The sequence below is a fragment of the Microcoleus sp. AS-A8 genome (genome assembly GCA_039962225.1).
Lineage (GTDB): Bacteria > Cyanobacteriota > Cyanobacteriia > Cyanobacteriales > Coleofasciculaceae > Allocoleopsis.
Map to the genome: position 1 here is coordinate 45,824 of JAMPKV010000031.1, position 26,673 is coordinate 72,496.

Below are 26,673 nucleotides of genomic sequence, written 5' to 3' on the forward strand. Positions count from 1 at the left end.
GATCGCAAAGCATAAAGCCGCTTTGAGCGTTCAGCTTTCAGCTATTGGGATTGTCACCCTTGGGTAGAGAATTTGTCTACCTGGGTGACAGGGTTGAACCCATCAATCAACATAGAGACATAAGCTTGCCCTGTCAAAGTCAACTAATCGCTAAGCTCCTCCTGCGTCCGCAATCGCACCGAGTCCGAATGGGACGGTAACCCTTCAGCTTCAGCTAGCGCCTGAATGGCACTCGAAACTTTGTTGAGGGCTGTCGATGAGTACTGAATCAGACTGGAGTGCTTCATAAAAGTTTCGACACCCAAAGCAGAGGCGTAGCGGGCAGCACCGGAGGTCGGTAGGGTATGATTGGGCCCGGCCAGGTAGTCTCCTACGGCTTCGGGGGTGGAGTGACCGAGAAAAATTGCTCCCGCGTGGCGAATTTTCTCCAGTAAATCCCAAGGTTCAGCAATTTCGAGTTCCAGGTGTTCTGGGGCGAACTCGTTAGAGAGTTCAGCCGCCTCATCCAGGGAATCCACTAGGACAATTAAACCGAAGTGAGCGATCGCTTTTTCGGTCAGCAGGCGTCGCGGATGGTCTTTGAGTTGCCGTTCCACCTCTTTCTGCACTTGTTTCGCCAGTTGGGCTTCGGATGTGAGGAGAATAGCCGCGGCCATCGGGTCATGTTCGGCCTGAGCCAGAAGATCAGCGGCGATGTAGACGGGATTAGCGGCTTCATCCGCTATGATTAGCACCTCCGATGGGCCAGCCAAAGAGTCAATGCCTACCGTTCCGTAGACCAATTTTTTCGCTAGGGTGACGTAAATGTTGCCAGGCCCCGTAATCACATCAACTTTAGGAATGGTTTCCGTGCCGTAAGCTAAAGCCGCGATCGCCTGGGCCCCACCGACCCGGTAAATTTCTTGAACCCCGGCTTCCTGCGCTGCCACAAGGACAGCCGGATTAATCGTTTTGTCTGAGCCAGGAGGCGTCACCATCACGATCTGAGGTACCTTAGCCACCTTCGCGGGGATGGCGTTCATTAACACGGTACTGGGATAGCAGGCTCTACCCCCAGGAACATAAAGTCCTGCTCGATCCACCGGCGTATAGCGCTTGCCTAAGACTACATCATCGTCGCCAAATTGTACCCAAGATTTCGGGACGCGCTGTCGATGAAATGCCTCTATTTGCTTTGCTGCCAACTGAATGGCATCGAGTAATTCTTTGGATACCTGCTGGTAGGCAGCATCCAATTCTGAGCCACTGACGCGAAGTTGATCGATACTTAAGGTTTGGTGATCGAATTCCTCGGTATAGTGCAAGAGTGCTTTGTCTCCCTGGCGTTTGATCGCCTGTAAGACCTCCCGCACTGTTGCTTCTTTGTGAATAACGTGGTCTTGGGAAGTGCGATCGCGGATACGTCGCAGTTCAGTTTGTGCCTCAGCCTGCTGAGTAATGATTCGCAGCATGGAGTCGGAGTGCCCATCCTTAGGTATTACCCGTCCGAGACCAGGTCCATCAGCCTTCTCTTTGACAAGAAGGGGGCATCGTCCCCGGACTTACTCCTATAGCTTAACTGGATTTTTCAAGGGTCGCGATACTTTCTGAATAGATGTTATAGTGGTCATTCAGGTATTTTGTTTGTTATCAAAAGTAAGGTTTCCTCAAGGCTACTGTGGCTAATAACAAGTCCGCGCTCAAGCGTATAGAAATTGCCGAACGCAACCGAGTTCGGAACAAGACCTACAAGTCAGCGGTGAAAACGCTGATCAAGAAATACTTCGCTGCCGTAGAAGATTACGCCCGCCAACCAAACCCAGAGGCGTTGCAGGAAGTCAAGAGTTGTATGTCCGAGGCTTACAGCAAAATCGACAAAGCTGTAAAGCGGCGGGTGTTGCATCCGAACAATGGCGCTCGCAAAAAATCTCGGCTGGCGGCTCGGCTCAAAAAGGTCACTCCGGGAGTCAATTCCTCGGCTGAGCAAGCAGAAGCCTCGGCCTAAAAGCACCACTCTTTCTTGCTGAGTTTCCTCCGGAAGAGAGAAAATGGTACTCCAGTCTAAGCCGATTCTTTGTCAAGACCTAACTCGGGCTAGGGGAATAGCCTTCTTTCCCCTATTCTTGTCAGGCTGAGCGGCTGGCTCCTGCTAATTGTTAAAAATAGCTCTAGAATAGATAGAAGACTGTGCAGATGCCGTTGGTAGACACACATGTCCACATCAATTTTGAAACCTTCCAGTCAGATCTGGAAGCCATACGAGACCGCTGGCGTCAAGCTGGTGTGGTCTATCTCGTGCATTCTTGTGTGGAGCCAACTGAGGTAGCGGCCATTCGAGCCTTGGCTGACCAGTTTCCTGAACTCTTCTATGCGGTAGGGTTGCATCCGTTGGATGCCGAGAAATGGACATCCCAGACAACAGACTTAATTCTCTCGTTAGCTCGTTGTGATCCCAGGGTAGTGGCGATTGGGGAAACGGGATTAGATTTCTTCAAAGCGGAGAACCCCCAAGAGCAGAAGGCGGTATTTGAGGCACAACTGGCGATCGCGAAGCAGTTAGATTTACCCGTGATTATCCACTGTCGCGACGCCGCCATCCCTATGAGAACGCTGTTGCAGGAGTTTTGGGAACGTCATGGTTCCGTCAAGGGTGTAATGCACTGTTGGGGAGGCACTCCCGAAGAGACTCAGTGGTTTTTGGATCTGGGCTTTTACATTAGTTTTAGTGGCATTGTGACGTTTAAAAACGCCCAGTCGATTCAAGCATCGGCAGTGATGGTTCCCTTAGATCGCCTTCTGATTGAAACAGATTGTCCTTTCCTGGCACCCGTTCCCAAACGAGGCAAACGTAATGAACCTGCCTATGTTCGTTATGTGGCAGAGTGCGTTGCCCGTCTGCGAGATATCCCTGTCGAAACCCTAGCTACCCAGACAACCCAGAATGCCATAGAACTTTTTGGTCTACCCCTCCCTAGGGGAGCGGTTTCGAGTACCGAATGTTACAGCAGTCCATAGAAAGTAGAAGGGGAAAGGATATTAGCAAGCGATAGCGACCTGACAAAAGTCGGAAAAGCCACGGAACCCAGAAATTATAGGGTTGATGGATTCACTCCCTAGGAGGATAGTCTCTCTAATAGGTCATTGCGAGTTTCAAGCTCTATTGTATCCTTCGCAAGTAGGAATTTTTTAGCCTTCAGCCTTTAGCCTTCACCCTTTAGTCAGATTCAGTTTCTCTGCGCCATACTATTATTAAGAAGAGTTACTATGAATAAAATTTCCCCTCCCCCTACTCAATTGCTGCCACTCATCCACAGCAGATACCCCTGAAGGTCAAAAGCCACATCGTAGAGACACGGTTCATCGGGTCTCTAGGGAAAGCCCTAAATTTTAAACCGAGCAACGCTCATAGTTAGATCCACTAGCCATTTCCCAAGATCATTTTGTTGCTGCCACGAGTTAACAACTGAACAGCAAGAGTTGCTAGATAATTAGCGATCATCGCCAGTTATCTAGCAGAAATCACTCTGTGGATTAGTATCACCTATCAATCAGGGATACAATCGGTGCTGTTGCAGCGGCGTGGTACCTTTGGCTCGGACTCCTATTCCGAAGCTGACTCACCCCGTAAGAGGAGACGCATGACTAATCAAATTTACACCCCCTCCACTCAAACATACACTCTAGCCAACTATATGTTGCCCGACTTAGTGGAGATTCAGCGTTCCAGCTTTCGCTGGTTCCTGGAAGAAGGGCTGATTGAAGAACTCAACAGCTTCTCACCCATTACCGATTACACCGGTAAGCTGGAACTCCACTTTTTGGGTAAAGACTACAAGCTCAAACGACCCAAGTACGACGTTGATGAAGCGAAGCGGCGAGACAGCACCTATGCCGTGCAAATGTATGTTCCCACCCGCCTGATCAACAAGGAAACAGGTGAAATTAAGGAACAAGAGGTATTCATCGGGGATCTGCCCTTGATGACCGACCGGGGTACCTTCATTATCAACGGGGCGGAACGAGTGATTGTGAACCAAATCGTTCGTAGCCCTGGCGTATACTACAAGTCTGAAACGGACAAAAACGGACGCCGGACTTACAGTGCTTCGCTGATTCCGAACCGGGGGGCATGGCTGAAATTTGAAACCGACAAAAATGATTTGGTGTGGGTACGGATTGACAAAACCCGCAAGTTGTCGGCACAGGTACTGCTGAAGGCGTTGGGACTTTCTGATAGTGAGATTATGGATGCAATGCGCCATCCAGACTACTATCAGAAAACCCTGGATAAAGAGGGTAACCCAACGGAAGAAGAAGCGCTGATGGAGCTATACCGCAAGCTGCGTCCAGGGGAACCACCGACGGTCAGCGGTGGTCAGCAGTTACTGGACTCGCGCTTTTTTGACCCGAAACGCTATGACTTAGGTCGGGTGGGTCGTTACAAAATCAATAAGAAGCTGCGCCTGAACGTTCCGGATACGATGCGAGTCCTCACGTCGCAGGATATTGTGGCAGCGATTGATTACCTGATTAATCTGGAATTTGATGTGGGTAGCACCGACGATATCGACCACTTGGGCAATCGCCGTGTGCGCTCAGTCGGTGAACTGCTGCAAAATCAGGTGCGAGTCGGTCTTAACCGCTTGGAGCGAATCATCCGGGAACGGATGACAGTCAGCGATGCGGATACCCTCACACCCGCTAGCTTAGTCAACCCGAAACCGCTGGTTGCAGCCATTAAAGAATTTTTTGGCTCGTCGCAGCTATCCCAGTTTATGGATCAAACCAACCCGTTGGCAGAGCTAACCCACAAACGGAGGCTATCTGCCCTCGGCCCAGGTGGCTTAACGCGAGAACGAGCTGGCTTTGCCGTGCGGGATATCCATCCTTCGCACTACGGGAGGATTTGCCCGATTGAGACACCGGAAGGTCCCAATGCCGGTCTAATCGGCTCGTTGGCCACCCATGCGCGGGTGAATGCCTACGGATTTATCGAGACGCCGTTTTACCCAGTAGAAAATGGCCGAGTCCTCAAAGACCGTCCTCCCCTGTACATGACAGCGGATGAAGAGGATGACCTGCGGGTAGCACCAGGGGATATTCCCATGGATGAAGACGGGAAGATCTTGGGTGAGTCGGTACCCGTGCGCTATCGGCAAGACTTTACGACAACCACGCCGGATCAGGTGGACTATGTGGCGGTGTCGCCCGTGCAGATTATCTCGGTTGCTACCTCCCTGATTCCCTTCTTGGAACACGATGACGCCAACCGGGCGCTGATGGGATCGAACATGCAGCGGCAAGCGGTACCCCTATTACGACCGGAGCGCCCCTTAGTGGGAACCGGTTTGGAAGCGCAAGCGGCACGGGATTCGGGGATGGTGATTGTGTCACGAACCGATGGGGAAGTCACCCATGTAGATGCTCGTCACATTCGGGTCAAGGATAAGACCGGTCGGGAGACGGCCTATGAGCTTCAAAAGTATCAGCGTTCAAACCAAGATACTTGTTTGAATCAGCGCCCTTTGGTGTTTGAAAACGATGATGTTGTTGCCGGTCAAGTGATTGCCGATGGCTCGGCAACCGAGGGTGGTGAGCTGGCACTAGGACAGAATATCCTGGTGGCTTATATGCCTTGGGAAGGCTACAACTACGAGGACGCGATTCTGATTAGTGAACGGCTGGTGATGGATGATGTCTATACCAGTATTCACATCGAGAAGTATGAGATTGAGGCGCGGCAGACGAAGCTGGGACCCGAAGAAATCACGCGCGAAATTCCCAACGTTGGGGAAGATGCCCTACGTCAGTTAGACGAAACCGGGATTATTCGGATTGGGGCCTGGGTGGAAGCCGGTGACATTCTGGTGGGTAAGGTAACGCCAAAAGGGGAATCTGACCAGCCGCCGGAAGAGAAACTGCTGCGAGCCATCTTCGGTGAAAAAGCCAGAGATGTCCGAGACAACTCCCTGCGAGTACCCAACGGCGAAAAAGGTCGCGTGGTTGATGTCCGGGTGTTTACGCGTGAGCAGGGCGATGAACTCCCTCCTGGGGCGAACATGGTGGTTCGGGTTTATGTTGCCCAGAAGCGGAAAATCCAGGTTGGGGACAAGATGGCGGGACGTCACGGCAACAAGGGGATTATTTCCCGGATTTTGCCGATGGAAGATATGCCCTACCTCCCGGATGGGACGCCTCTTGATATTGTGCTCAATCCTCTGGGTGTGCCGTCACGGATGAACGTCGGTCAGGTGTTTGAATGTTTACTGGGATGGGCTGGGGAGAACTTGGGCCTCCGGTTTAAGCTGACCCCGTTTGATGAAATGTATGGGGAAGAATCCTCCCGAACGACAGTCCACGGCAAGCTGAAGCAAGCGAGTGAGGAGGAAGATCAGGACTGGGTGTTTAACCCGGAACACCCCGGAAAAATCAAGGTCTATGATGGTCGCACTGGCGAAGCGTTTGACCGACCGATCACGGTAGGTAAGGCTTATATGTTGAAGCTGGTTCACTTGGTGGACGACAAAATTCACGCGCGTTCGACAGGCCCTTACTCTCTGGTCACGCAGCAGCCGTTGGGCGGGAAAGCACAGCAGGGCGGTCAGCGCTTCGGAGAAATGGAAGTGTGGGCACTGGAAGCCTTCGGTGCGGCTTATACCCTGCAAGAGTTGCTGACAGTGAAGTCCGACGATATGCAGGGGCGGAATGAGGCACTCAATGCGATTGTCAAGGGTAAGGCGATTCCCCGACCCGGTACGCCTGAATCCTTCAAGGTGTTGATGCGGGAACTCCAATCCTTGGGGTTAGATATAGCGGTTCACAAAGTCGAAACCGCAGAGGATGGAACCAGTCGGGATGTGGAAGTCGATTTGATGGCAGATGTGGATCGCCGCCGAACCCCCAGCCGACCCACGTATGAATCTCTGAACCGCGAGGAACTTGAAGAAGACGAAGTCTAACAAGGTTGAAAGTTAGCAGGTTGAAGGTTGAAGGTTGAAAGTGAATGACCTTAGACCTTCAGCCTCCTGTTCCAACCTTCAACTCCCCTCTTCCAACCATCAACCTTTAAACCTTGAACCTTCAATCCTTAATCGAATGAGACATCAGCTAGAACAGCGGTTTGACTACGTCAAAATTGCGATCGCTTCTCCAGAGCGGATTCGGCAATGGGGAGAAAGAACCCTCCCCAACGGCCAGGTGGTCGGTGAAGTCACTAAACCCGAAACGATTAACTATCGCACGCTCAAACCCGAAATGGATGGGCTGTTCTGCGAACGAATCTTTGGGCCAGCTAAGGACTGGGAATGCCATTGCGGCAAGTACAAGCGGGTACGCCACCGGGGCATTGTCTGCGAACGCTGCGGTGTAGAAGTCACCGAGTCACGGGTGCGTCGTCACCGGATGGGTTATATCAAACTAGCCGCACCCGTCGCTCACGTCTGGTATCTCAAGGGGATTCCCAGCTACCTGAGCATTCTGCTGGATATGCCCCTGCGTGATGTGGAACAGATTGTCTACTTCAACGCCTATGTTGTCTTGAGTCCCGGCAATGCCGAGAATCTCACTTACAAGCAGCTGCTTACGGAAGATCAATGGCTGGAAATTGAAGAGCAGCTTTATAGCGAAGATTCTCAACTCACCGGTGTTGAGGTGGGAATTGGTGCGGAGGCACTCCAGCGGCTTTTGCAGGACGTTGATTTAGATGCTGAGGGTGAAAAGCTCCGCGAAGAAATTACCACGGCTAAGGGGCAAAAACGCGCCAAACTGATCAAACGTTTACGGGTGATTGACAACTTCATCGCCACGGGTTCTCTGCCGGAGTGGATGGTACTGACGGTCATTCCGGTCATTCCTCCAGACCTGCGCCCGATGGTACAGCTAGACGGCGGTCGCTTTGCTACCTCAGACCTGAATGACCTCTATCGGCGAGTCATCAACCGCAACAACCGACTGGCACGTCTCCAGGAAATCCTGGCACCGGAAATTATTGTCCGCAACGAAAAGCGGATGCTCCAAGAAGCGGTGGACGCCTTAATCGACAACGGACGTCGCGGTCGTACTGTGGTGGGAGCGAACAATCGCCCCCTCAAATCCCTCTCCGACATCATCGAGGGTAAGCAAGGTCGCTTCCGGCAAAACCTCTTGGGTAAGCGGGTTGACTACTCCGGTCGTTCCGTGATCGTGGTCGGACCCAAACTGAAAATTCACCAGTGCGGTTTGCCCCGCGAAATGGCGATCGAACTGTTTCAACCCTTCGTGATTCACCGTTTGATCCGTCAAGGTCTGGTGAATAACATCAAGGCGGCGAAAAAGCTGATTCAACGGGGCGATCCCAGCGTGTGGGATGTCTTAGAGGAAGTGATTGCGGGGCACCCCGTCCTCCTCAACCGCGCACCCACGTTGCACCGCTTGGGGATTCAGGCGTTTGAACCCATTTTGGTTGAAGGTCGCGCCATCCAACTTCACCCCTTAGTCTGTCCGGCTTTTAACGCTGACTTTGATGGTGACCAGATGGCGGTTCACGTTCCCCTATCTTTAGAATCGCAGGCAGAAGCACGTCTGTTAATGTTGGCCTCCCATAATATCCTTTCACCCGCAACCGGTCGCCCGATTGTTGCGCCTAGCCAGGATATGGTTTTGGGATGCTATTACCTGACGGCTGAAAATCTAGACGCTCAAAAAGGCGCTAATAAATATTTTGCCAATCTAGATGATGCGATTAAAGCCTACGAACAAAGGCAAATAGACTTACATGCCTATGTCTGGTTACGCTTCGACGGCATCGTCGAATCAGCCGTACCTGACAATGAAGTGATCAAGACGGAACAATTATCCGATGGCAGCGTAACCAAACACTACAGAGAGCGCCGGGTGCGGGAAACCGCTGATGGGGAAATCATTTCCCAGTATGTGCGTACTACTCCAGGTCGGATTATTTACAACAAAGCCATTCAAGAGGCGCTGATTAGCTAGTCAAAAGTTGAAGGTTGAAGGTTGAATCGGTTAACTTTCCTGCCGACCCACTTTCAACCCCTTTTGGGACTAATCACTAAAGACTGAGGACGAAGGATAAAGCAGATGGTAGACCAGAACGAAGCGATTTTTTATAACCGAGTTGTTAGTAAAAGCGAGCTGAAAAAGCTGATATCCTGGGCTTTTACAGAACACGGCAGTGCCCGTAGCGCCCAGATGGCTGACCAGCTTAAAGACCTGGGCTTCCGCTATGCCACTCAGGCGGGTATCTCGATCAGTGTCGATGATTTGCAAGTCCCGCCGATTAAGCGCCAGATGCTGGAGGAAGCGGAATCCCAAATTCGGGAGACTGAGGCTCGGTACACACGGGGCGAAATTACGGAAGTTGAACGGTTTCAAAAGGTAATTGACACCTGGAATAACACCTCTGAAGCCTTAAGAGATGAAGTAGTCCGCAACTTCAAAACCACAGACCCCCTGAATTCGGTGTACATGATGTCTACCTCTGGGGCGCGGGGGAGCATGGCTCAGGTGCGTCAGTTGGTGGGGATGCGGGGTCTGATGGCCAACCCTCAAGGAGAGATTATTGACTTACCGATTAAGACGAACTTCCGGGAGGGCTTAACGGTTACCGAATACATTATCTCATCCTATGGCGCACGGAAAGGCTTGGTGGATACGGCGCTCAGAACCGCTGACTCTGGCTATCTCACCCGGCGTCTGGTGGACGTGGCCCAAGATGTGATCGTGCGAGAAGTGGATTGCGGGACGACGCGAGGCGTGACAGTCATACCGATGACCGATGGCGATCGCACTTTGATTCCTCTGGAAGACCGTCTGTTTGGTCGTGTCCTGGGAGAAGATGTGATTCACCCAACCACCGGCGAAGTCGTTGCCGAACGCAACCAGGATATCTCAGATGAGTTGTCCAAAGAAATTGCCCGTTCCGGTGTCAAAGAAGTGTTCGTGCGATCGCCCCTGACTTGCGAAGCCTCCCGATCGGTCTGCCAGCATTGCTACGGTTGGAGTTTAGCCCACGGGCACATGGTGGATTTGGGAGAAGCAGTCGGCATTATTGCGGCCCAATCGATCGGAGAACCTGGAACCCAGCTAACCATGCGGACGTTCCACACCGGTGGTGTGTTCACGGGTGAAGCCGCACGGCAGGTACAAGCCCCATTTGATGGGGTGGTACGCTTCGCGAAAAAACTACGAACCAGAGGGGTACGGACTCGCCACGGGGAAGACCGCGAACAAGTAGAAGTGGCGGCGGATCTGATTTTAGAGCCAGCCGATGGAACTCAAAAGTCCCAGACTTTTCCTGTTACCGTTGGTTCCTTGCTGATGGTAGGCAATGGGGAAAAAGTAACAAAAAATCAACTCTTGGCAGAAGTTGCCTTGGGTAAATCTCGCCTTTCCACAGAAAAAGCGGCGAAAGACGTGGCTAGCGACCTCGCTGGGGAAGTCTTGTTTGCTGACTTGATTCCAGAGGAAAAAACTGACCGTCAGGGCAATACCACCCGGATTGCTCAGCGCGGAGGTTTACTCTGGGTTTTATCGGGAGAAGTTTATAACCTACCGCCAGGTGCAGAACCCGTTGTTAAAAACGGTGATGCTGTCCACCAAGGAAGTGTCCTCGCCGAAACCAAGTTAGTCACCGCCAACGGGGGTGTCGTTCGACTCACCCCAGGTAAGCGAGAAATTGACATCATCACGGCTTCAGTACTGTTAGACCAAGCCATGGTACGGATAGAAAGTACGGCAGGTCGTGACCAGTATGTGATTTACACCACCAATAATCAGCGGTTTTTATTGAAGGCTACTCCCGGTACGAAAGTGTTCCACAACCAGGTGGTGGCGGAACTCATTGATGACCGATATCGCACCCAGACGGGTGGCATCGTTAAATATGCCGGCGTCGAAGTTTCTAAGCGCGGTAAGGCCAAGCAGGGTTACGAAGTTGTCAAAGGCGGCACCTTGCTCTGGATTCCCGAAGAATGCCACGAGGTCAACAAAGATATCTCGTTACTCTTGGTGGAAGACGGTCAATATGTAGAAGCCGGAACCGAAGTGGTGAAGGATATCTTCTGCCAATCCGGGGGTATTGTGGAAGTCGTTCAGAAAAACGACATTCTGCGGGAAATCGTGATTAAGCCAGGGGAACTGCATCTGGTTGATGAAGTTCCAGAGGCTTTTATCACTGAGGGTCAGCTTGTGTATCCCGGCACCGAAGCGATACCGGGGCTTGTCGCCGCCGAGCTGCGTTATGGCGAAGCGGTGGAAACTCCAGAGGGAGCCGCCATCCTGTTGCGCCCTGTGGTCGAGTTTCCAGTACCCGATGAACCGCCTGTGCCATCTCAGGCTTCGATTAATAAGAATGAGGATATCATCCAGTCTGGAAAAGCCCCTCGTGGAGCGACCAAGATTGAACTGCGGGCGATCCAGCGGCTGCCTTATAAAGATGGAGAACGGGTGAAGTCCGTAGAAGGACTGGAGTTACTCCGCACTCAGCTAGTCTTGGAGATGCTCCAGGAATCGGCAGATGAACATGCGGGGGCCGCCCAGCTCAGTGCTGACATTGAGTTGGTCAGTACGGATGAGGATAATAGCGCCGACGATAGTGATAGTACGCCGTCTGCCGGGACGGATATGCGATTACAGTTGGTAATTCTTGAATCCCTGGTGATTCGCCGTGATACAGCGGCTGATCCCTTGGGCGGAAGCACGACGACACGGCTTCTGGTTTCCGATGGAGACGAAATTGCCCCCGGAGCTGTAGTGGCTCGCACCGAAATTCAGTGTAAGGAAGCGGGTGAAGTCCGAGGGATTCGAGAGGGCGCTGAAGCGATTCGTCGCGTGCTAGTAGTACGGAATGCGGATCGGATCACAGTGCCGATCACTGGCACACCCAAGGTTAAGGTCGGGCATTTAGTCGTTTCCACAGATTCCCTATCCAGCGAAACACCAACTCCAGAATCCGGTCAGGTGGTCAAAGTCAGCAGTGACTCGGTGACTCTGCGAATTGCTCGTCCCTACCGTGTTTCGGCGGGTGCGGTGTTGCAGATTGATAATGGCGACTTGGTGCAACGGGGTGACAACCTGGTGTTACTGGTGTTTGAGCGGGCCAAAACGGGTGACATTATTCAGGGTTTGCCCAGAATTGAGGAACTCTTGGAGGCGCGCAAACCCAAGGAAGCTTGCGTTTTAGCGCGACGCCCCGGTGAGGCTCAAGTCGTTTACGAGCAAGATGAAACCGTCGATATCAAGGTGATTGATTCCGATGGAACCGTTACCGATTACCCAGTCGGTCCGGGTCAGAATTCGCTGGTGACAGATGGTCAACAAGTCCCTGTGGCGGGAGCGCTCACGGATGGCCCCGCAAATCCCCATGAGATTCTAGAGGTTTTCTTCAATTACACATTGGAAGACAAAGGAGTCTATGAGGCCGCGCTCGTTGGACTGTCTGCGGCACAGCGGTTCTTGGTGAATGAGGTGCAGTCCGTGTATCAATCTCAAGGGATTGATATTTCCGACAAGCACATCGAGGTGATTGTCCGCCAGATGACCTCCAAAGTTCGGGTGGACGACGGCGGTGATACGACCATGCTGCCTGGGGAACTCGTGGAGTTGCGGCAAATTGAGACGGTGAATGAAGCGATGGCAATCACCGGTGGCGCACCTGCACAATATACACCTGTGCTCTTGGGGATTACCAAAGCCTCGCTCAATACCGATAGCTTCATCTCGGCGGCTAGCTTCCAGGAAACCACTCGTGTTCTCACGGAAGCCGCCATTGAAGGAAAATCTGACTGGCTGCGGGGTCTGAAGGAGAACGTGATTATTGGACGCCTGATTCCAGCAGGCACCGGATATAACGCTTATGAAGACTCAACTCTAAGTCCAATAGAACCGGATTACTCGGCGGGTGGAGCAGGAGTCTATGGTTATGGAGAACGCATCGATGCTGACTTAGACCAAGATGACCCTCTCGATGTGGTGCTCGATGACCGAACAGCTCGCAATTACAGCTTGGATGAGCGGACACCCGGTTTTGGGATGGGAGCCAACGGCTTCCCCTCAGTTCTCAAGGATGATGACGATGAGGACGGCGATTTCGAGGAAGATTACCTGGATGATGACGCTGATGATGATGAGGACTAGTCTAATCGGGACTATTCCTGAGTTCAGATTCACATCTTAATGAGTATAAGCAAGGGCGACCCACTGGGTCGCCCTTCTTTGATTGACACGTTAGTCAGCAGCACCCACCCGATGGGGTGACAACCCCGCCAGCTTCAGATGACTCGCTAGAGAATCAGCCTGTTGAGCTTACGTCAAACTCCCGTCTACTGACGGCGGTTCGCTAACTTGTAGCGGCTGGCAACTCCCCTGTACGAACGGATAGGGTATCAGTCTGGCTACCGCGTCGTATCTTTAGTTGTAGTGTCTGACCGACATTGCTATTCTCAACCATCCGTTGCAACTGATCCGCACTGGTTACGGATTGTCCATTAATGGCGATTACAACATCTCCACGACGAATACCGCTAGTGGCAGCCGGTGTGTTGGGTAACACTTGCACCACTAAGACTCCGTTTACTTCTGGTATCGTGAAGGCGGAGTTGGGGTCGCTATTATTCTCAGCCGCTAGCTCAGGTGTCAATGTTGCCATGCGAATGCCCAGATAGGGATGCTGAATGGTTTTTCCCTGCGCCAGCTTGGCTGATATCGCTTTGGCTGTATTCACAGGAATCGCAAAACCAATTCCCATGGCATCGGGGCGAATGGCAGTATTAATCCCAATCACTTCTCCCGCATCGTTCAACAACGGCCCCCCTGAGTTACCGGGATTAATTGCGGCATCGGTTTGAATAAAGTCTAGTCGCTTGTCAGGAATACCCACTTGAGCGCTAGATCGTTGGAGGGTGCTAACAATTCCTAGGGTGACGGTATTATCTAGCCCTAAAGGGTTCCCGACAGCGATCGCCCAGTCACCCACTTTAACCCCATCAGAATTTCCTAAGGTGGCAACGGGCAAGTCCCTACCTTCAATCTTGACGACAGCTAAGTCCGTTACCTCATCTGCACCCTGCACCTTTCCCTGAAAGGTTCGTCCATCTTTGAGGATGACAGTCACCTTGTCTGCGCGATCGACAACATGGGCATTGGTGAGAATCACCCCATTGCCATCAATAATAAATCCTGAACCTTGACCCCGCAGGCGTCTTTCCATCGGCATCTGAGGGAAGGCATCCTCGCCGAAAAAGCGCCGAAAGGCGGGGTCATCAAAAAACGGATCGACGCGACGTGTAATGGTGCGCTCAGTGTCAATTCGCACTACCGCAGGCCCGACCCGATCGACTGCTGCCGTGACAAAAGTGCTAGGGGCGGCGGGTATGGGTGGCTGTTGAGCAAGGAGTGTCGATGTATCTCTTTCAGTTATAGGTGCTGGCTCTGCTTGCGAAGGCGACACCTGATAAACGCCAACCGTCAGCAGAACTCCTATAACGATCGCGAGTAAATAAGTACTAATTTTGCCTAATAGCAGAGAAAAGTTGTTCGGTCGCATAGCATCTATTCTGGATTCGATGATTGTTTCATGAAAATTTTAGTAATGGTCTATTCGTTGCTATCAGCAGCTTTACAGATATTTTGACAGTTCAGGAACGTTCACTGGGTTGCCTTTGGTGTAGAATTTCCACCTTGACAAAAAAACAAAAATGTGAATAAAATCAGACGATCGAGTATGAGCCGCTCGATTTTTTCTGGATTCAAAGCAGGCGTCATCGCCAAGTCGCCGCCCCCCAGGACGGAAATCTCTCTCCCTTCGTTTCTAGCTATTGAGTCCATTGTTTCAGAGCAACAGAGTTCCTTTAAGTGCGATCAAAAGAGGTATCTGAGATTCTCTGCTCTACACTAGGATCGGGATAAGAAGAAACTCACGAATGTTCCCACGCCATAATTTGGAGCTGAGCCATTGATTAACGAAACCTTTTCCCTGTCTGGGAAAGACGAAGCTTCCCTGACTCAGGATGTGAATTACACTCACACCGCGCATAGTCATGGCGAGGGACAATCGACTCATCACCATGTTCATGATGAAGACTCTCTGCGGCGCATCGTCAATCGGCTGTCTCGAATTGAGGGGCACATCCGAGGGGTTAAGACGATGGTACAGGAAAGCCGCCCTTGTCCAGACGTGTTAGTACAAATTGCGGCGGTTCGGGGAGCACTGAATCGAGTGGCGCGGATTATTCTGGATGAGCATTTAACCGAGTGTATTGCTCGTGCCGCTGAAGAGGGCAATATTGAGGCGGAAATTGAGGAGCTAAAAGCAGCTTTAGATCGGTTTTTGCCGTAGCCGAAGAGGTCTAATCAGCACGACTTAGACCTCGTTGCAACTTACCAAAGCAAGATTCTATCAACAGGACGCTCACTCGTTGTCTTGTGAGCTTACTCCCGAAGTCGAGCGTGGAGGGTTTCGTAGTGAGCGATCGCACTCACCCTCCAACGTTAGTCAAACTCAACTCGCTCCACTGCCGAGAACAAAAAGACTCAGGAGAGTGCCTGCATTCCACAATCCATGAAGCAGCATAGAAGCGAGGAGATTGCGCGATCGCGTATATACAATTCCCAAGACTATTCCCAGCGTGGCTAGCGGTAGCACCTCTGAGAAACTCAGGTGAGCCAAAGCAAACAGAAAACCACTGGCGATAATTGCCCCCCAAACCGGCAGATAACGAGTTAAAGACGGCAATAAAAACCCTCGGAAGAATATTTCCTCAAACATGGGGGCTGCCACACAAGCCGTTACACAAAATAGGAATAGAGCCACATTATCCTGTCCCTCCAAGGCTAGGGACAAAATGGGATTACTACCGCCCTGTCCTTGCCATAGCTTCTGGTTAAGAAACGATATCAAAATCACTAAAGGAAGTGCCACGAAATAACCTCCCAACCCCCAGGGAATCCAGCTTAGTCGCCACTTAAAAGAAAACCAATCTTGTGGCAGGGGGAAGAATGGCTTGAGGGAAAAGTACAGCACCAACAAACCCCCTGAAGCCATCAGCAGGTAGCTTGCCAGAACATAGAACGCCTTCATCCGCACATCATAATTACTGGGATTGACGCCCAACAAATGGAACAATGTAGGCAATAGCAATTGACCGATGAAGAAAAAGCCCAGGATAAACACCTGCCAAATGATTTCCCAATTCCACGGCGTTTCCCAAGGGACATCACTGTTGGTAGCGAGGAGTGATTCTTTGCCTTGTAGCAGTCGCTGCACGATTAAAAAGACGAAAAGTCCCACCCCTAATAGTCCACCGAATCCGGGTATTCCCCCAATTAGCGCTAATTTGAAAATAGCTTGCTCCGCCAGCTCTTGTTCTTTAGCCTGGAGGGACAACTGAGCCTCCTGACGCTGTTGCAATTGATAGAGCTTGGCTAATGCCCGATAGCGGAACCAACCCTCTAAATCTTTTTGAATTTGTGACTCAGCATTCGGGAGCAGGCGAGGTTGCTCACTCCATAAACCGATTAACACCTGCGCTGTCTGTACCATGGAATCCTTCGAGCCGGATACCGAAGCGATGGCTTCAGCGGATGGTTTGGTAAACTGACTCCAGGTATTGAGTGCCGCTTTCCTGTCGCCCTGGTGAGCTTGAAGAACGCCGATTCGCAAATCTAGCTCATCAATGAGTTGTTGGACTTGAGAAAGTAGCCCTTGCAACTGCTGCTGTTGCTTAGCGCGTTGCGACTGTATTTTGACTTCCTCAGGGGTGGGGGCATGTTCATCCTCAATTCCCTGAAATTGGGAGATTTTGTCTGAAAAGTCTTTCAGTTGTGCCGCAAGGTTCGACTGAGTTTTCTGAGCTGATTTTCGTGTTTCTTGATACTGTTCTTGAGCCGTTTTTAAAGGCTTATCGCCCAGTAAAGCATTTCGAGCCGCTTTCAAATCCGGTACGGACTCTTGGGGGGTTCCCGCCTCGCTGCTGTTACCCTGCCACTCGCTGGCATGGAGGAGCAAATTTGTTTGGTAAAGTTCCAGGCGGCTTTGAATCTGAGGCTGACTCAAGCTTTGCAATAAGGAAAGAGTAACACTGGCGATCGCAAAAAGCGTCAGTACCCCCAAAATTAACCGTTTAATCAGCAAAATCCACTGTTCAGTGGTCATGAAGCCCCCAAATGCCAGTAATAAAGTCCAAGGCTAAGAATTTTTGCCCGTTACAGGCTAGCTTTTTCAAGCTATCTGAAATTATCCTCTCCTTCCTCAAACCAAGGGTTCAGTTTGAGGGTCAGTGTTCGGTTGCAAGTTAGGCTGAAATTGGGAGATGCTTAAATTAGCAGCCTTTGCGTCAAACAGGGCACTGTTCACCTACTTGCTAATGGAGGATTCCCAGATTGGCTACTCGCGTCATTATCGTGCGTCACGGTCAAAGCAGCTATAACGCCCTGAAGATGATTCAAGGGCGCTGTGATGAGTCAGTCTTGACCGAAAAAGGAACTGCCGATGCCCACCAAGTCGGTGCTGCCCTCAGTAGCCTCAGATTTGATGCTGTGTATAGCTCTCCCCTACAACGGGCTAAGAAAACCGCCGAGGTTATCCTACCGTATTTGCAGGGTTCTCCGGAATTATTGACACCGACCAGCCTGCTAGAGATTGATTTGCCGTTGTGGGAGAAGTTACATAAGGAAGCGGTGAAGGACAAGTTTTCAGAGGACTATCGCTGCTGGAAAGAACGCCCTCACGAGTTTTGCATGACTCTTCCCAACTCAGAGGGGACGAAGGAACACTTTCCCGTACTCGCGCTTTACGAACAAGCCAAGCAGTTTTGGCAAGAGATTCTCCCCCGCCACCCAGGAGGAACGATTTTAATTGTGGCGCATAACGGGATTAATCGGTGTTTGCTCACTAGTGCCCTTGGTATTTCTCCGGCGCTTTACCATTCAATCCAGCAATCGAACTGTGGCATCAACGTGCTGAATTTTGTAGGGGGTTGGGGTGAACTCGTACAATTAGAGTCGCTCAATCAAACCTCCCATATGGGAGACGCCTTACCTACACCACGAGAAGGGAATCGAGGGTTGCGGTTGTTGCTGGTGCGTCACGGCGAAACCGAGTGGAATCGAGTCGCACGCTTTCAGGGGGGAATTGATGTGCCGCTGAATGAAAATGGGCGAAAACAAGCACAACAGGCGGCTGAGTTTCTCAAGGATGTCCCGATTGATTTTGCCATTAGTAGCCCCATGCTTCGCCCCAAAGAAACGGCTGAATTAATCTTAAAAAATCACCCCAATATCAAGCTGGAGTTGCAAGAGAAACTCAAGGAAATTAATCACGGATTGTGGGAAGGAAAATTAGAGTCCGAAATTAAGCAGGAGTACGCCGATTTGCTGCATCAATGGCAAATCGCCCCGGAAACGGTACAAATGCCAGAAGGGGAAAATTTACAGCAGGTATGGGATAGGGCAATTGCCTGTTGGGAGGCGATTATTGCAGCGGCTGGAGTGTCAGACACGGAACTGAAAACCGGTCTAGTTGTGGCTCATGATGCCATCAATAAGGTGATTCTCTGTCATGTATTGGGTTTGAGTCCAGCCTCAATCTGGAGTATTAAACAGGGCAATGGCGCTGTTACCGTGATTGACTATCCTCATGGTTTAGAGAAACCGCCGATATTGCAAGCGATGAACATTACCACACACTTATCTGGAGGTGTGCTGGATCAGACGGCAGCGGGTGCGTTGTAGAGAATAGATGTGGGAGTATAGCGATCGCATTACTTAAACAGCGATCGCTCCCATTAACTCAACTACGTCAAGCCCACGCATCTAGGGCAGTATTGTGAAACAGATGTGATTTTTTCAATCTCGATTCGGCAGTGGCGAAGAGTAACGAAGTTAATGGTGAGTCGCTATGCGATCGCACTGCTGCTCAGTAGTCTGTTGTTGGAATTAACCGATCACATCCTATTAGATTATCCGACGATCCCATTGGCAACGATCTCTCAGGAGATAGATGTGTCGGTGTTAGGGATGGCGAAGCGGGTCACAGTGAGAATTTTATCAGATTCTGGATTGGGTTCTGGGGTCATTATTAACCGTAAAGGGCAAATCTATACAGTTCTGACGAATAGACATGTTGTAGCTGACGACTTAGATAACACTTATACCCTCTTGACTGCCGATGGACAAATGCATAGCGGCAGGTGGCGACATTCCCATCAGTTTGGAGAACTTGATTTAGCTGTAGTGCAGTTTAAAAGTCCTCGATTTTATCAAGTAGCTGTTTTGGGGAACTCCAGTAAGCTAGTAATAGGAGAACCTGTTTTTGCAGCAGGATTTCCTAATTGGGAATGGAAGAACCACAAGAGCATAGAAAGTACTCGTGACTGGGGATTAAAAGCCTTTCGTTTGACAAGGGGACGAGTGGGAATGCTACCAAAGCGATCGCTGGCTGAAGGATATCAACTGGGTTATACCAATGATATAGCAGTAGGGATGAGTGGGGGGCCAGTATTCAATCGGGATGGCAAGTTGGTAGGGATTAATGGACGAGCAAAATATCCTTTAGCAGGAATTGAGGGTTTCACGTTTACCGATGGAACTGTACCTTCACAAATTCTTTTTCAGCGGATGGAAGCGTTAAGTTGGGCAATTCCGATTGATAAATTTGAGTCTTCTTGGGTTCGTTAAAACTCAAATACAGAAACATCATGTAACTGCCCTTACCTACGAGATCAGCATCTCGTCATTTGTCCACTAACTTTTTGACTCGATCAAGGGCATCTTGATAATCGCTCTGTTTCCCTTGTTGCTGATACAGCTCGGCAGCTTTCCCGAAATCGGAGATTGCAGCTCCTTTTTCCCCTAACTTAGAGCGAACATTACCCCGGTTGTAGTAGGCTGTGGCATAGTTGGGATTAAGCTCAATGGCGCGGTTGTAATCAGCAAGAGCCTTCTGATAGTCCCCTAGTAGGTCAGAGCGGGCATTACCCCGGTTGTTGTAGGCTGCGGCATAGTTGGGATTAAGCTCAATGGCGCGGTTGTAATCAGCAAGAGCCTTCTGATAGTCCCCTAGGTTATTGCGGGCATTACCCCGGTTGTTGTAGGCTGCGGCATAGTTGGGATTAAGCTCAATGGCGCGGTTGTAATCAGCAAGAGCCTCCTGATAGTCCCCTAGGTTATTGCGGGCATTACCCCGGTTGTTGTAGGCTGCGGCATCGTTGGGATTAAGCTCAATGGCGCGGTTGTAATCAGCAAGAGCCTTCTGATAGTCCCCTAGGTTATTGCGGGCATTACCCCGGTCGTTGTAGGCTGCGGCATAGTTGGGATTAATCTGGATTGCCTGATTGTAAGCAAGAATTGCCCCTTTGTAATTCCCTTTGTCGTACAGAGCAATGCCTTTGCTTAAATAGTTATCCGCTTCACTTTCACTAACTTTCGCCGTCAAAAACTTCTGAATAGGGATGCCATAATTCCCCTTACTCCCATCCCCCTGATCGCCCCGTCCATGAATGCCAATTACCTGCCCTTTTTCATCCAGTACTGGCCCCCCACTCATCCCCCCCTTGGTAGCACTGTTATAGACCAAGGTGTAGCCTAACGCTCCCTCTGTCGGCGTACTAATAATTTTTCCATCAGTCACCCAGAGCGCACGTTTATCAACTGTGTCACTGGGTTCCGGTGCCCCAGCAACATATACTGTCTGACCAAGGGTTGAATTCTTAGACTTCTCTAGTGTCCCTAGTTGATAGTTGCGATCGCTCTCAAACTGCATCACCGCCAAATCCAAACCACCATAGCGTTTGAAGGTGTTCGCTTTTGCCTTATGCTCCTTTCCATCGGGGGTAATCACCAAACAATCCACATCCTCACTAACAACGTGTCTCGCTGTTAGCACCGAATAAGTATTCCCCTCCTTGGCAAAAATTACCCCCGAACCCGAACTACAGCCATCAATAACAACGGTGACTTCCTTCGCGATCTCATACACTGACTTTTGAGAAGGCACTAACTTAAGAGACGAGCAAGCCGCTTGAGATAGCACGATCACAATTGCAGCACCCATCATACTGGCAGAGAATCTAACTCTCATAACCAATCCAATACAAAAAAATATAAGCAAAGGTGGTCTAGAAACCGTTATCCTTTGGTAACGAGCGCTCCACTAACATTTCCAAAGAAATTAGAGAGGGAAAACGACTTTCGTCCACTGTGCTATTTGTGGCTTTACCCTGAGCAAAATTGGTGATCTTGCTCAGCGCATGAGTGGGCTTTTTGGCATTCTCCCTATTTAGGGTAAACAGCATGTTGTTCCGGTCACAACGGCTTTGCCCTGACGCGACCAGACAAACAACTGTTTGACCATCATCTACATTGCCAGTTGTTAAATTCAAACCTGTCAATGTACCCCCATTTTGAGCCACTGCCTGTGTTAGTTTGCCGGATACAATTTCGCAGCGTTTCTCCGGTGTATAGTCAGAGCCAAACTCTAACGAATTCCAGGTAATCAAAGGAGATTTGGAAACAATATTTCCTCTATGAGCAATTGTCGCCCACCCCCTATCTCTCGACACGCATTCAAAGGTTGTCACCATTTCTGGACTGGTCGTTTTCGCTTGAGCCGCCTCTCCACCAGGGTTAGAAACTGTCTGCGTCGAACAAGCTACCGTACCAGACAGAGTCAAAGCGGCGGCTAAAACCTGAGCCGTTAACCGATCTATTTTCGGAGTCATAATCCCACTCCACAATTTTTATAATTTGAACTTTAGTTACTAACCCCTGCCTCATCGGTTAGAAAACTCAACTATCTTTGCCTGAGCGTGCCAAAATATAGCAAAAGATCTATCTTTGGGTGTTAGTTATGATTATAGGGCATACCCTTGGTGGAAGATACCAGATTGTCCAGTCATTAGGTCGTGGTGGGTTTGGTGAGACGTATCTAGCGGAAGATACACATCTACCCGACCATCCTTTAACAGTTCTAAAGAAACTCAAGCCCCAATCCACTGACCCGTTTTCTCTACAACTTGCCCGAAGCTTGTTCGATACCGAAGTTAAAGTCCTCTACAAATTAGGAACTCATAACCAGATTCCCCAACTATTTGCTCACTTTGAGGAAAACCAAGAATTTTACCTCGTCCAAGAATATATTAACGGGCATGACCTCAGCCACGCAATTCAATCGGGTCAACGGTTACCTGAAACTCAAGTCATACAGCTTCTGCAAGATATTCTAGACATTCTCTCCTACGTCCATCAGCAGCGTGTGATTCATCGGGATATCAAACCCGCAAATTTAATGAGACGCGCCTCCGATGGCAAGATTGTGATGATTGACTTTGGAGCAGTAAAACAAGTCAGTACCCAGCTCAAGCATTCTCAAGGGCAAAGCGTCAGTACCATTGCCATCGGCACTCCTGGATATATGCCCAGCGAACAATCAAAAGGCTGTCCCAAATTTTGCAGTGATATTTATGCAGTGGGAATGGTTGCTATCCAAGCCTTAACAGGAGTCGAACCTCTCCAACTGCCCATAGACCCCAACACCCTAGAAATTATTTGGAAGAATCGCGCATCCGTCAGCCCAAACTTAGCCGACGTTTTAGATAAGATGGTACGCTATGACTTCAGCCAGCGCTACCAATCCGCCACTGACACATTACAAGCGCTACGTACCCAAGTCTTATCACCAACAGTCCCAACAAATTTTTCTCCTACCCTGCCCGTAGCACCTCCATCACCCAAGGCAGTTGTCACTCCGCCCCAAAATCCCCAGAAAGCTCAACAACCAAACTCTAATAAACTTAACTTGTTGATAATAATTGGTTTAGGAGTTTTAATCAGTGCCGTTGTTTTTGCCTTAGGTTTTTCTCTACTCACCAAACCCAACCCTCAAACAACTCCCAGCCCTTCTCCAACGGGTGTGTTTTAATAAGCGTAGGAATCGTAGTCGGTGCGGTTGCTGTGTTAAGTTTTTTTCACGTCCCTAAACCCAACCCTCAAACAACTCCCACCGCTTCTCCCCCTAAAAATTTTCAGCGGTAAAACTACCAAGTACGATTGATAATTAGAGTGAAAACGATTGATGTCGTTCAGGCTGAAGACACATTTTCACCCGAATTATTAACCAATTGGCTCAAGCGCTTAAGAATTCTCAGCACCTCATACAATTCATTCCCAGGATTGCGAGTAATAAACACCTTAGACAAGGCATATTGGGGAACTTCCCCTTTGACTAATTTGACAAAGACGAAACTCCCGCCCGTGGTAATCATACCAAAACTCGGTTTTTCAGGATGGGGATTGCCAAGCATGTAAGCAAGAATTTGTGCGAGTCCTTCCTCAATGGAAAAGGCTGCTTTTTTGGACTCAACGACCATTACCCAAAGTTGGTCTTTTAAAACTAAAGTATCAATTTTTCCTTTAACAATAACCCCCTCATCGTCTGAGATAATATCAACAGACTCTTCTGATTTAACGTGAAAAGGCGCTAAATAAAAGTCTCCGATAAACAGAATGGGGTCTAGCACCGCCATTCTGACGACATCCTCTAAGAGGGGTGGATAATTAAGTAAATTTACAAAACCTGACTTGACTTTGTCTAGAAGTTGTGAATCAAACGGGGTGAGTTCTGGTAAATTATCCTGCCACTCCCAGAAAAATTGTTCATCTTCAACTAGCTGAATACCGAATTTTACAATCAAGTCGCGTAACGTGATTTCTTTAGCTTGGAGAGTTTGAACCATAGTTATTGGTTATTGTAGTTTCAGTTTATTGAATGATATTTACCCACAAATTATTAGGTGAATAAACCCAAATGTTGCTGCAAAGAATGCCGCATAATATCTACAGGCGGTGTTTGTTCTACCCAAATTTTTAAAGCCGCAGCGCCTTGCTGTACCAGCATTTCCAACCCATCGATCGCAACTGCACCCTGTTCTTTGGCTTGCTGCAAAAACTGCGTGGGGTTGGGGGTGTAAATTAAGTCGTAGGCGATCGCATCCGGACGTAACAACTGCATGGCTGCGGCATCGAGAGGAGACTGCTCAACGTTCGGATACATCCCTACAGGCGTGCTATTGACCACCAAATCCGCTTGAGGCAATAACTCCGGGAGTTCCTCCCAGCGATGGACATTGAGCGTTATGGGTAGGGGGGCATTTGCCCAACTTTGTTGGAATTGGCTTAACTTTTGCACATTGCGCCCCACAATGTGAATCTCAGAACAACCGAGTTGAGTACAACCCACGACTACAGCCCGTGCCGCACCGCCATGTCCTAAAATGACGGGGGTGGTTTGGCTCCAATCCCGATTCAAGGCTTGTAAGGGTGCAACAAAGCCTTCTACATCCGTATTGGTACCACTCCATCCCTGTTCTGTGCGCCAAACGGTGTTGACAGCTCCAGTCAGTTTAGCGATCGCAGAAACGTCTGACAACAGGGAGATAATGGCTTGCTTGTGAGGAATGGTAACGCTAAATCCTTGCACACCAATAGCCGCAAAACCTGCGATCGCAACTCCCAAATCCGCTGTTTTGATGGGGAAGGGGAGGTAGACATAATCTACTCCCATGTGTGTGATGGCGGCATTATGCATCACAGGGGAAAGGGAATGCTCAATTGGCTCACCAATCACCCCCAAAAGTTTAGTTTTACCTGTAATTTGTTGCATCGAATCCGTTGCAATTAATGTTCGTAACCCGCTTTTTCTACCGGAGTTTCTCGCCCAGCCGTAAATTCTGCCACGATTGGCATCGAACTTAGAGAGATTTGGCCTGTGAGCGTTTCTCCCTGCACAATGCCTTGAATCTTAAAGGAAATACCATACTTTACTCAAGCTCTGTTCCGGTAGGTTCAGTTCATCGTGTGAAATTTGAAGAGATGGCTTAGTAGTCGGTCACGAACGGGACTGGCTAAGCTGGTAGTCGTGCGGGAATCAATAAGCGGGTAACCCTTGAGAGTGGCTTCATGAATGCAATTGCTTGTACGAGCTGTGGGAAAGCTAATCCCAAGAGTTCACGGTTTTGTTCGGGCTGTGGTGTCCCCATGCCGAAACCGAAGCTGAAGTCAGTTGGCAGTCATTTGACCCCTGGAACCCGGTTGCGCGATCGCTATGTGATTGTGCATCCACTCGGTCAGGGAGGAATGGGTCGAACTTACCTGGCCGAAGATACGGGACGCTTTAACGAATGGGTCACACTTAAAGAACTGATGCCCACCCTGCAAGGCACTAAAGCCCTCCAAAAAGCGGAGGAATTGTTTCAGCGGGAAGCAGCAATTTTGTACAAGCTCTCATCCCCCCAGATTCCCCGATTTTGGGAATTTTTTCGGGAGGGAAAACGGCTCTTTTTAGTCCAAGACTACATCGAAGGTAAAACCTACCACACTTTATTAGAAGAGCGAATGGCAATAGGGCAACGCTTCAGCGAAGCCGAAATTGTTGAGCTGTTGTGGCAACTCCTTGTGGTTTTAAGCTATCTGCACTCGTTAGGTATTATTCATCGTGATATTTCTCCAGACAATATCATCTGCCGTGCTTCAGACGGGTTGCCGATTTTAATTGACTTGGGCGGTGTGGTCGAAATTCCTGTTGAAGTGGGTCAAACTGTTTCCAGTTCATCCCCGTCTGTTCCCTTTAGTAGTAAGACGCGTTTGGGTAAAGTTGGTTATTCGCCTGATGAACAGATGCGCTCAGGAATCGTCGCCCCTGATAGCGACTTATATGCCTTAGCCGTCACGGCACTGGTTTTAATGACGGGAAAACAGCCCCAGGACTTAATTGACTCCGATACACTCCACTGGATTTGGCAGCAAGAGCTCTCCTTGAGTCCACGCGTAAGTTTTATGCTCAACCGTATGCTTGCGCCCAATCCTTCTGATCGGTTTCATTCGGCGGATCAGGTTCTGGAATACCTATTAGCTACAACATCAGACCTCTCCGTGGTTACGCGAATGATGAATACAATCACTTTTATGCCAAAGGCGTCTCCTTCATACTCCGCTTCAGTTCACCATACTCCTAACAATAGTTCTGGAAAAGGAGAGTTGTTGGACTCCTCTATTGCCGTTCCACAGGAAGTTCCTGGTTGGAACTGGGGTGCCTTTTTCTTTCCCGGTTTATGGTGTATTCCGAATCAGGTTTGGATTGGACTGATAGCGTGGAGCGATCTTTCGCTCATGACCCTTCCCTTCACGATGGGAATGACTTGGCCGATGATGGCGATTATTTTAGGTGTCAAAGGCAATGAGTGGGCTTGGAAAAGCCGCCGTTGGAAGAGTGTGAAAGCGTTTAAACGGCATCAAAGGCTGTGGGCGATCGCAGGATTTTTGCTCGTGTCTGTTTTGATGATCGTATTGGTCTTCATTGTCGTCATGGTTGTGGCTTTGGGTCGCTCTCTTTAGACCTGTCCGAAAATTGGTAAAGCTCTCTGTGTCTGGCTTGGCAGATCTTTTCCTTCAAGCCAAATGGAACGAAAGAATCGGGGTTGGAGGCGGTTGTTGTTAGCAACCCCCGGGAACCGAGGCAATACTAATTCATATCATCCCTCCTGCTTAAAACTGTTCTGGAACTGGCAAAACGACTGTACCGATTCGCCGCCTCATACCAAGTTGCAGTCTAATGTAGAATCTAGAGCGGAGAGTCAGGAATAAGTTAACCTTATGACCCGAGTGAGTAGGGCAGCGCCCCATCTGAGTGTGGAAGCGGTGGAACAG

At 49.9% G+C, this 26,673-nt stretch carries 17 protein-coding genes; 10 read left to right on the top strand and 7 right to left on the bottom strand.

All coding sequences use genetic code 11. The features are described from left to right. Positions 1–143: 143 nt before the first annotated feature. Positions 144–1,451 carry a histidinol dehydrogenase gene (hisD, locus tag NDI48_28595; GenBank protein MEP0835123.1) on the bottom strand — a complete coding sequence of 436 codons (1,308 nt, stop codon included), beginning with the start codon at positions 1,449–1,451 and terminating at the stop codon, positions 144–146. Positions 1,452–1,657: 206 nt separating this feature from the next. On the opposite strand from hisD, the gene rpsT reads away from it, so the two are divergent. The 5 genes from rpsT to NDI48_28620 all read left to right on the top strand — a co-directional run bounded on the left by rpsT (position 1,658) and on the right by NDI48_28620 (position 13,113). Beyond that, positions 1,658–1,984: a 30S ribosomal protein S20 gene (gene rpsT / locus NDI48_28600; protein MEP0835124.1), complete on the top strand. Its 327-nt coding sequence runs from the start codon at positions 1,658–1,660 to the stop codon at positions 1,982–1,984. Between the two features lie 188 nt (positions 1,985–2,172). Then, on the top strand, positions 2,173–2,994 hold the full coding sequence (locus tag NDI48_28605; protein ID MEP0835125.1) for a TatD family hydrolase: 822 nt from the start codon (positions 2,173–2,175) through the stop codon (positions 2,992–2,994). Positions 2,995–3,617: 623 nt separating this feature from the next. Beyond that, positions 3,618–6,938, top strand: coding sequence for a DNA-directed RNA polymerase subunit beta (gene rpoB / locus NDI48_28610; GenBank protein ID MEP0835126.1), 3,321 nt, complete (start codon positions 3,618–3,620; stop codon positions 6,936–6,938). Positions 6,939–7,074: 136 nt separating this feature from the next. Beyond that, positions 7,075–8,952, top strand: coding sequence for a DNA-directed RNA polymerase subunit gamma (locus tag NDI48_28615; protein MEP0835127.1), 1,878 nt, complete (start codon positions 7,075–7,077; stop codon positions 8,950–8,952). A gap of 105 nt (positions 8,953–9,057) precedes the next feature. After that, positions 9,058–13,113, top strand: coding sequence for a DNA-directed RNA polymerase subunit beta' (locus NDI48_28620; protein ID MEP0835128.1), 4,056 nt, complete (start codon positions 9,058–9,060; stop codon positions 13,111–13,113). A gap of 202 nt (positions 13,114–13,315) precedes the next feature. Here the strand turns inward: NDI48_28620 and NDI48_28625 are convergent, their stop codons facing one another. Next, the gene (locus NDI48_28625; protein ID MEP0835129.1) at positions 13,316–14,521 is read right to left on the bottom strand and encodes a trypsin-like peptidase domain-containing protein; all 1,206 of its coding nucleotides are present in this window, start codon (positions 14,519–14,521) and stop codon (positions 13,316–13,318) included. A gap of 465 nt (positions 14,522–14,986) precedes the next feature. Between NDI48_28625 and NDI48_28630 the strand changes: the two genes are divergently transcribed. Next, positions 14,987–15,313: a metal-sensitive transcriptional regulator gene (locus tag NDI48_28630; protein ID MEP0835130.1), complete on the top strand. Its 327-nt coding sequence runs from the start codon at positions 14,987–14,989 to the stop codon at positions 15,311–15,313. A 162-nt stretch (positions 15,314–15,475) separates the two neighbouring features. On the opposite strand, the gene NDI48_28635 is transcribed toward NDI48_28630, so the two are convergent. After that, entirely contained in the window at positions 15,476–17,128 is a 1,653-nt protein-coding gene (locus NDI48_28635; protein ID MEP0835131.1) for a CPBP family intramembrane metalloprotease, read from the bottom strand. A gap of 227 nt (positions 17,129–17,355) precedes the next feature. Here NDI48_28635 and NDI48_28640 point away from each other — a divergent pair, with 227 nt between their 5' ends. Both NDI48_28640 and NDI48_28645 read left to right on the top strand, forming a co-directional pair. Continuing rightward, positions 17,356–18,705 carry a histidine phosphatase family protein gene (locus NDI48_28640; protein ID MEP0835132.1) on the top strand — a complete coding sequence of 450 codons (1,350 nt, stop codon included), beginning with the start codon at positions 17,356–17,358 and terminating at the stop codon, positions 18,703–18,705. Positions 18,706–18,810: 105 nt separating this feature from the next. After that, positions 18,811–19,650 (top strand): serine protease, encoded by an 840-nt coding sequence (locus tag NDI48_28645; protein ID MEP0835133.1) that lies wholly within the window; start codon positions 18,811–18,813, stop codon positions 19,648–19,650. Between the two features lie 55 nt (positions 19,651–19,705). Here NDI48_28645 and NDI48_28650 read toward each other — a convergent pair whose 3' ends face one another. Both NDI48_28650 and NDI48_28655 read right to left on the bottom strand, forming a co-directional pair. Beyond that, on the bottom strand, positions 19,706–21,052 hold the full coding sequence (locus NDI48_28650) for a tetratricopeptide repeat-containing serine protease family protein (GenBank protein MEP0835134.1): 1,347 nt from the start codon (positions 21,050–21,052) through the stop codon (positions 19,706–19,708). A gap of 37 nt (positions 21,053–21,089) precedes the next feature. Then, positions 21,090–21,692: a COP23 domain-containing protein gene (locus NDI48_28655; GenBank protein ID MEP0835135.1), complete on the bottom strand. Its 603-nt coding sequence runs from the start codon at positions 21,690–21,692 to the stop codon at positions 21,090–21,092. Positions 21,693–21,820: 128 nt separating this feature from the next. On the opposite strand from NDI48_28655, the gene NDI48_28660 reads away from it, so the two are divergent. Next, positions 21,821–22,891 carry a serine/threonine protein kinase gene (locus NDI48_28660; GenBank protein ID MEP0835136.1) on the top strand — a complete coding sequence of 357 codons (1,071 nt, stop codon included), beginning with the start codon at positions 21,821–21,823 and terminating at the stop codon, positions 22,889–22,891. Between the two features lie 160 nt (positions 22,892–23,051). On the opposite strand, the gene NDI48_28665 is transcribed toward NDI48_28660, so the two are convergent. Together NDI48_28665 and NDI48_28670 are read right to left on the bottom strand one after the other, a co-directional pair. Continuing rightward, complete coding sequence (locus NDI48_28665) at positions 23,052–23,705, bottom strand: restriction endonuclease subunit R (protein ID MEP0835137.1); 654 nt, start codon at positions 23,703–23,705, stop codon at positions 23,052–23,054. Between the two features lie 53 nt (positions 23,706–23,758). Further along, positions 23,759–24,631, bottom strand: coding sequence for a shikimate dehydrogenase (locus tag NDI48_28670; protein ID MEP0835138.1), 873 nt, complete (start codon positions 24,629–24,631; stop codon positions 23,759–23,761). Between the two features lie 296 nt (positions 24,632–24,927). Here NDI48_28670 and NDI48_28675 point away from each other — a divergent pair, with 296 nt between their 5' ends. Next, entirely contained in the window at positions 24,928–26,361 is a 1,434-nt protein-coding gene (locus NDI48_28675) for a serine/threonine-protein kinase (protein MEP0835139.1), read from the top strand. Positions 26,362–26,673: the final 312 nt, after the last annotated feature.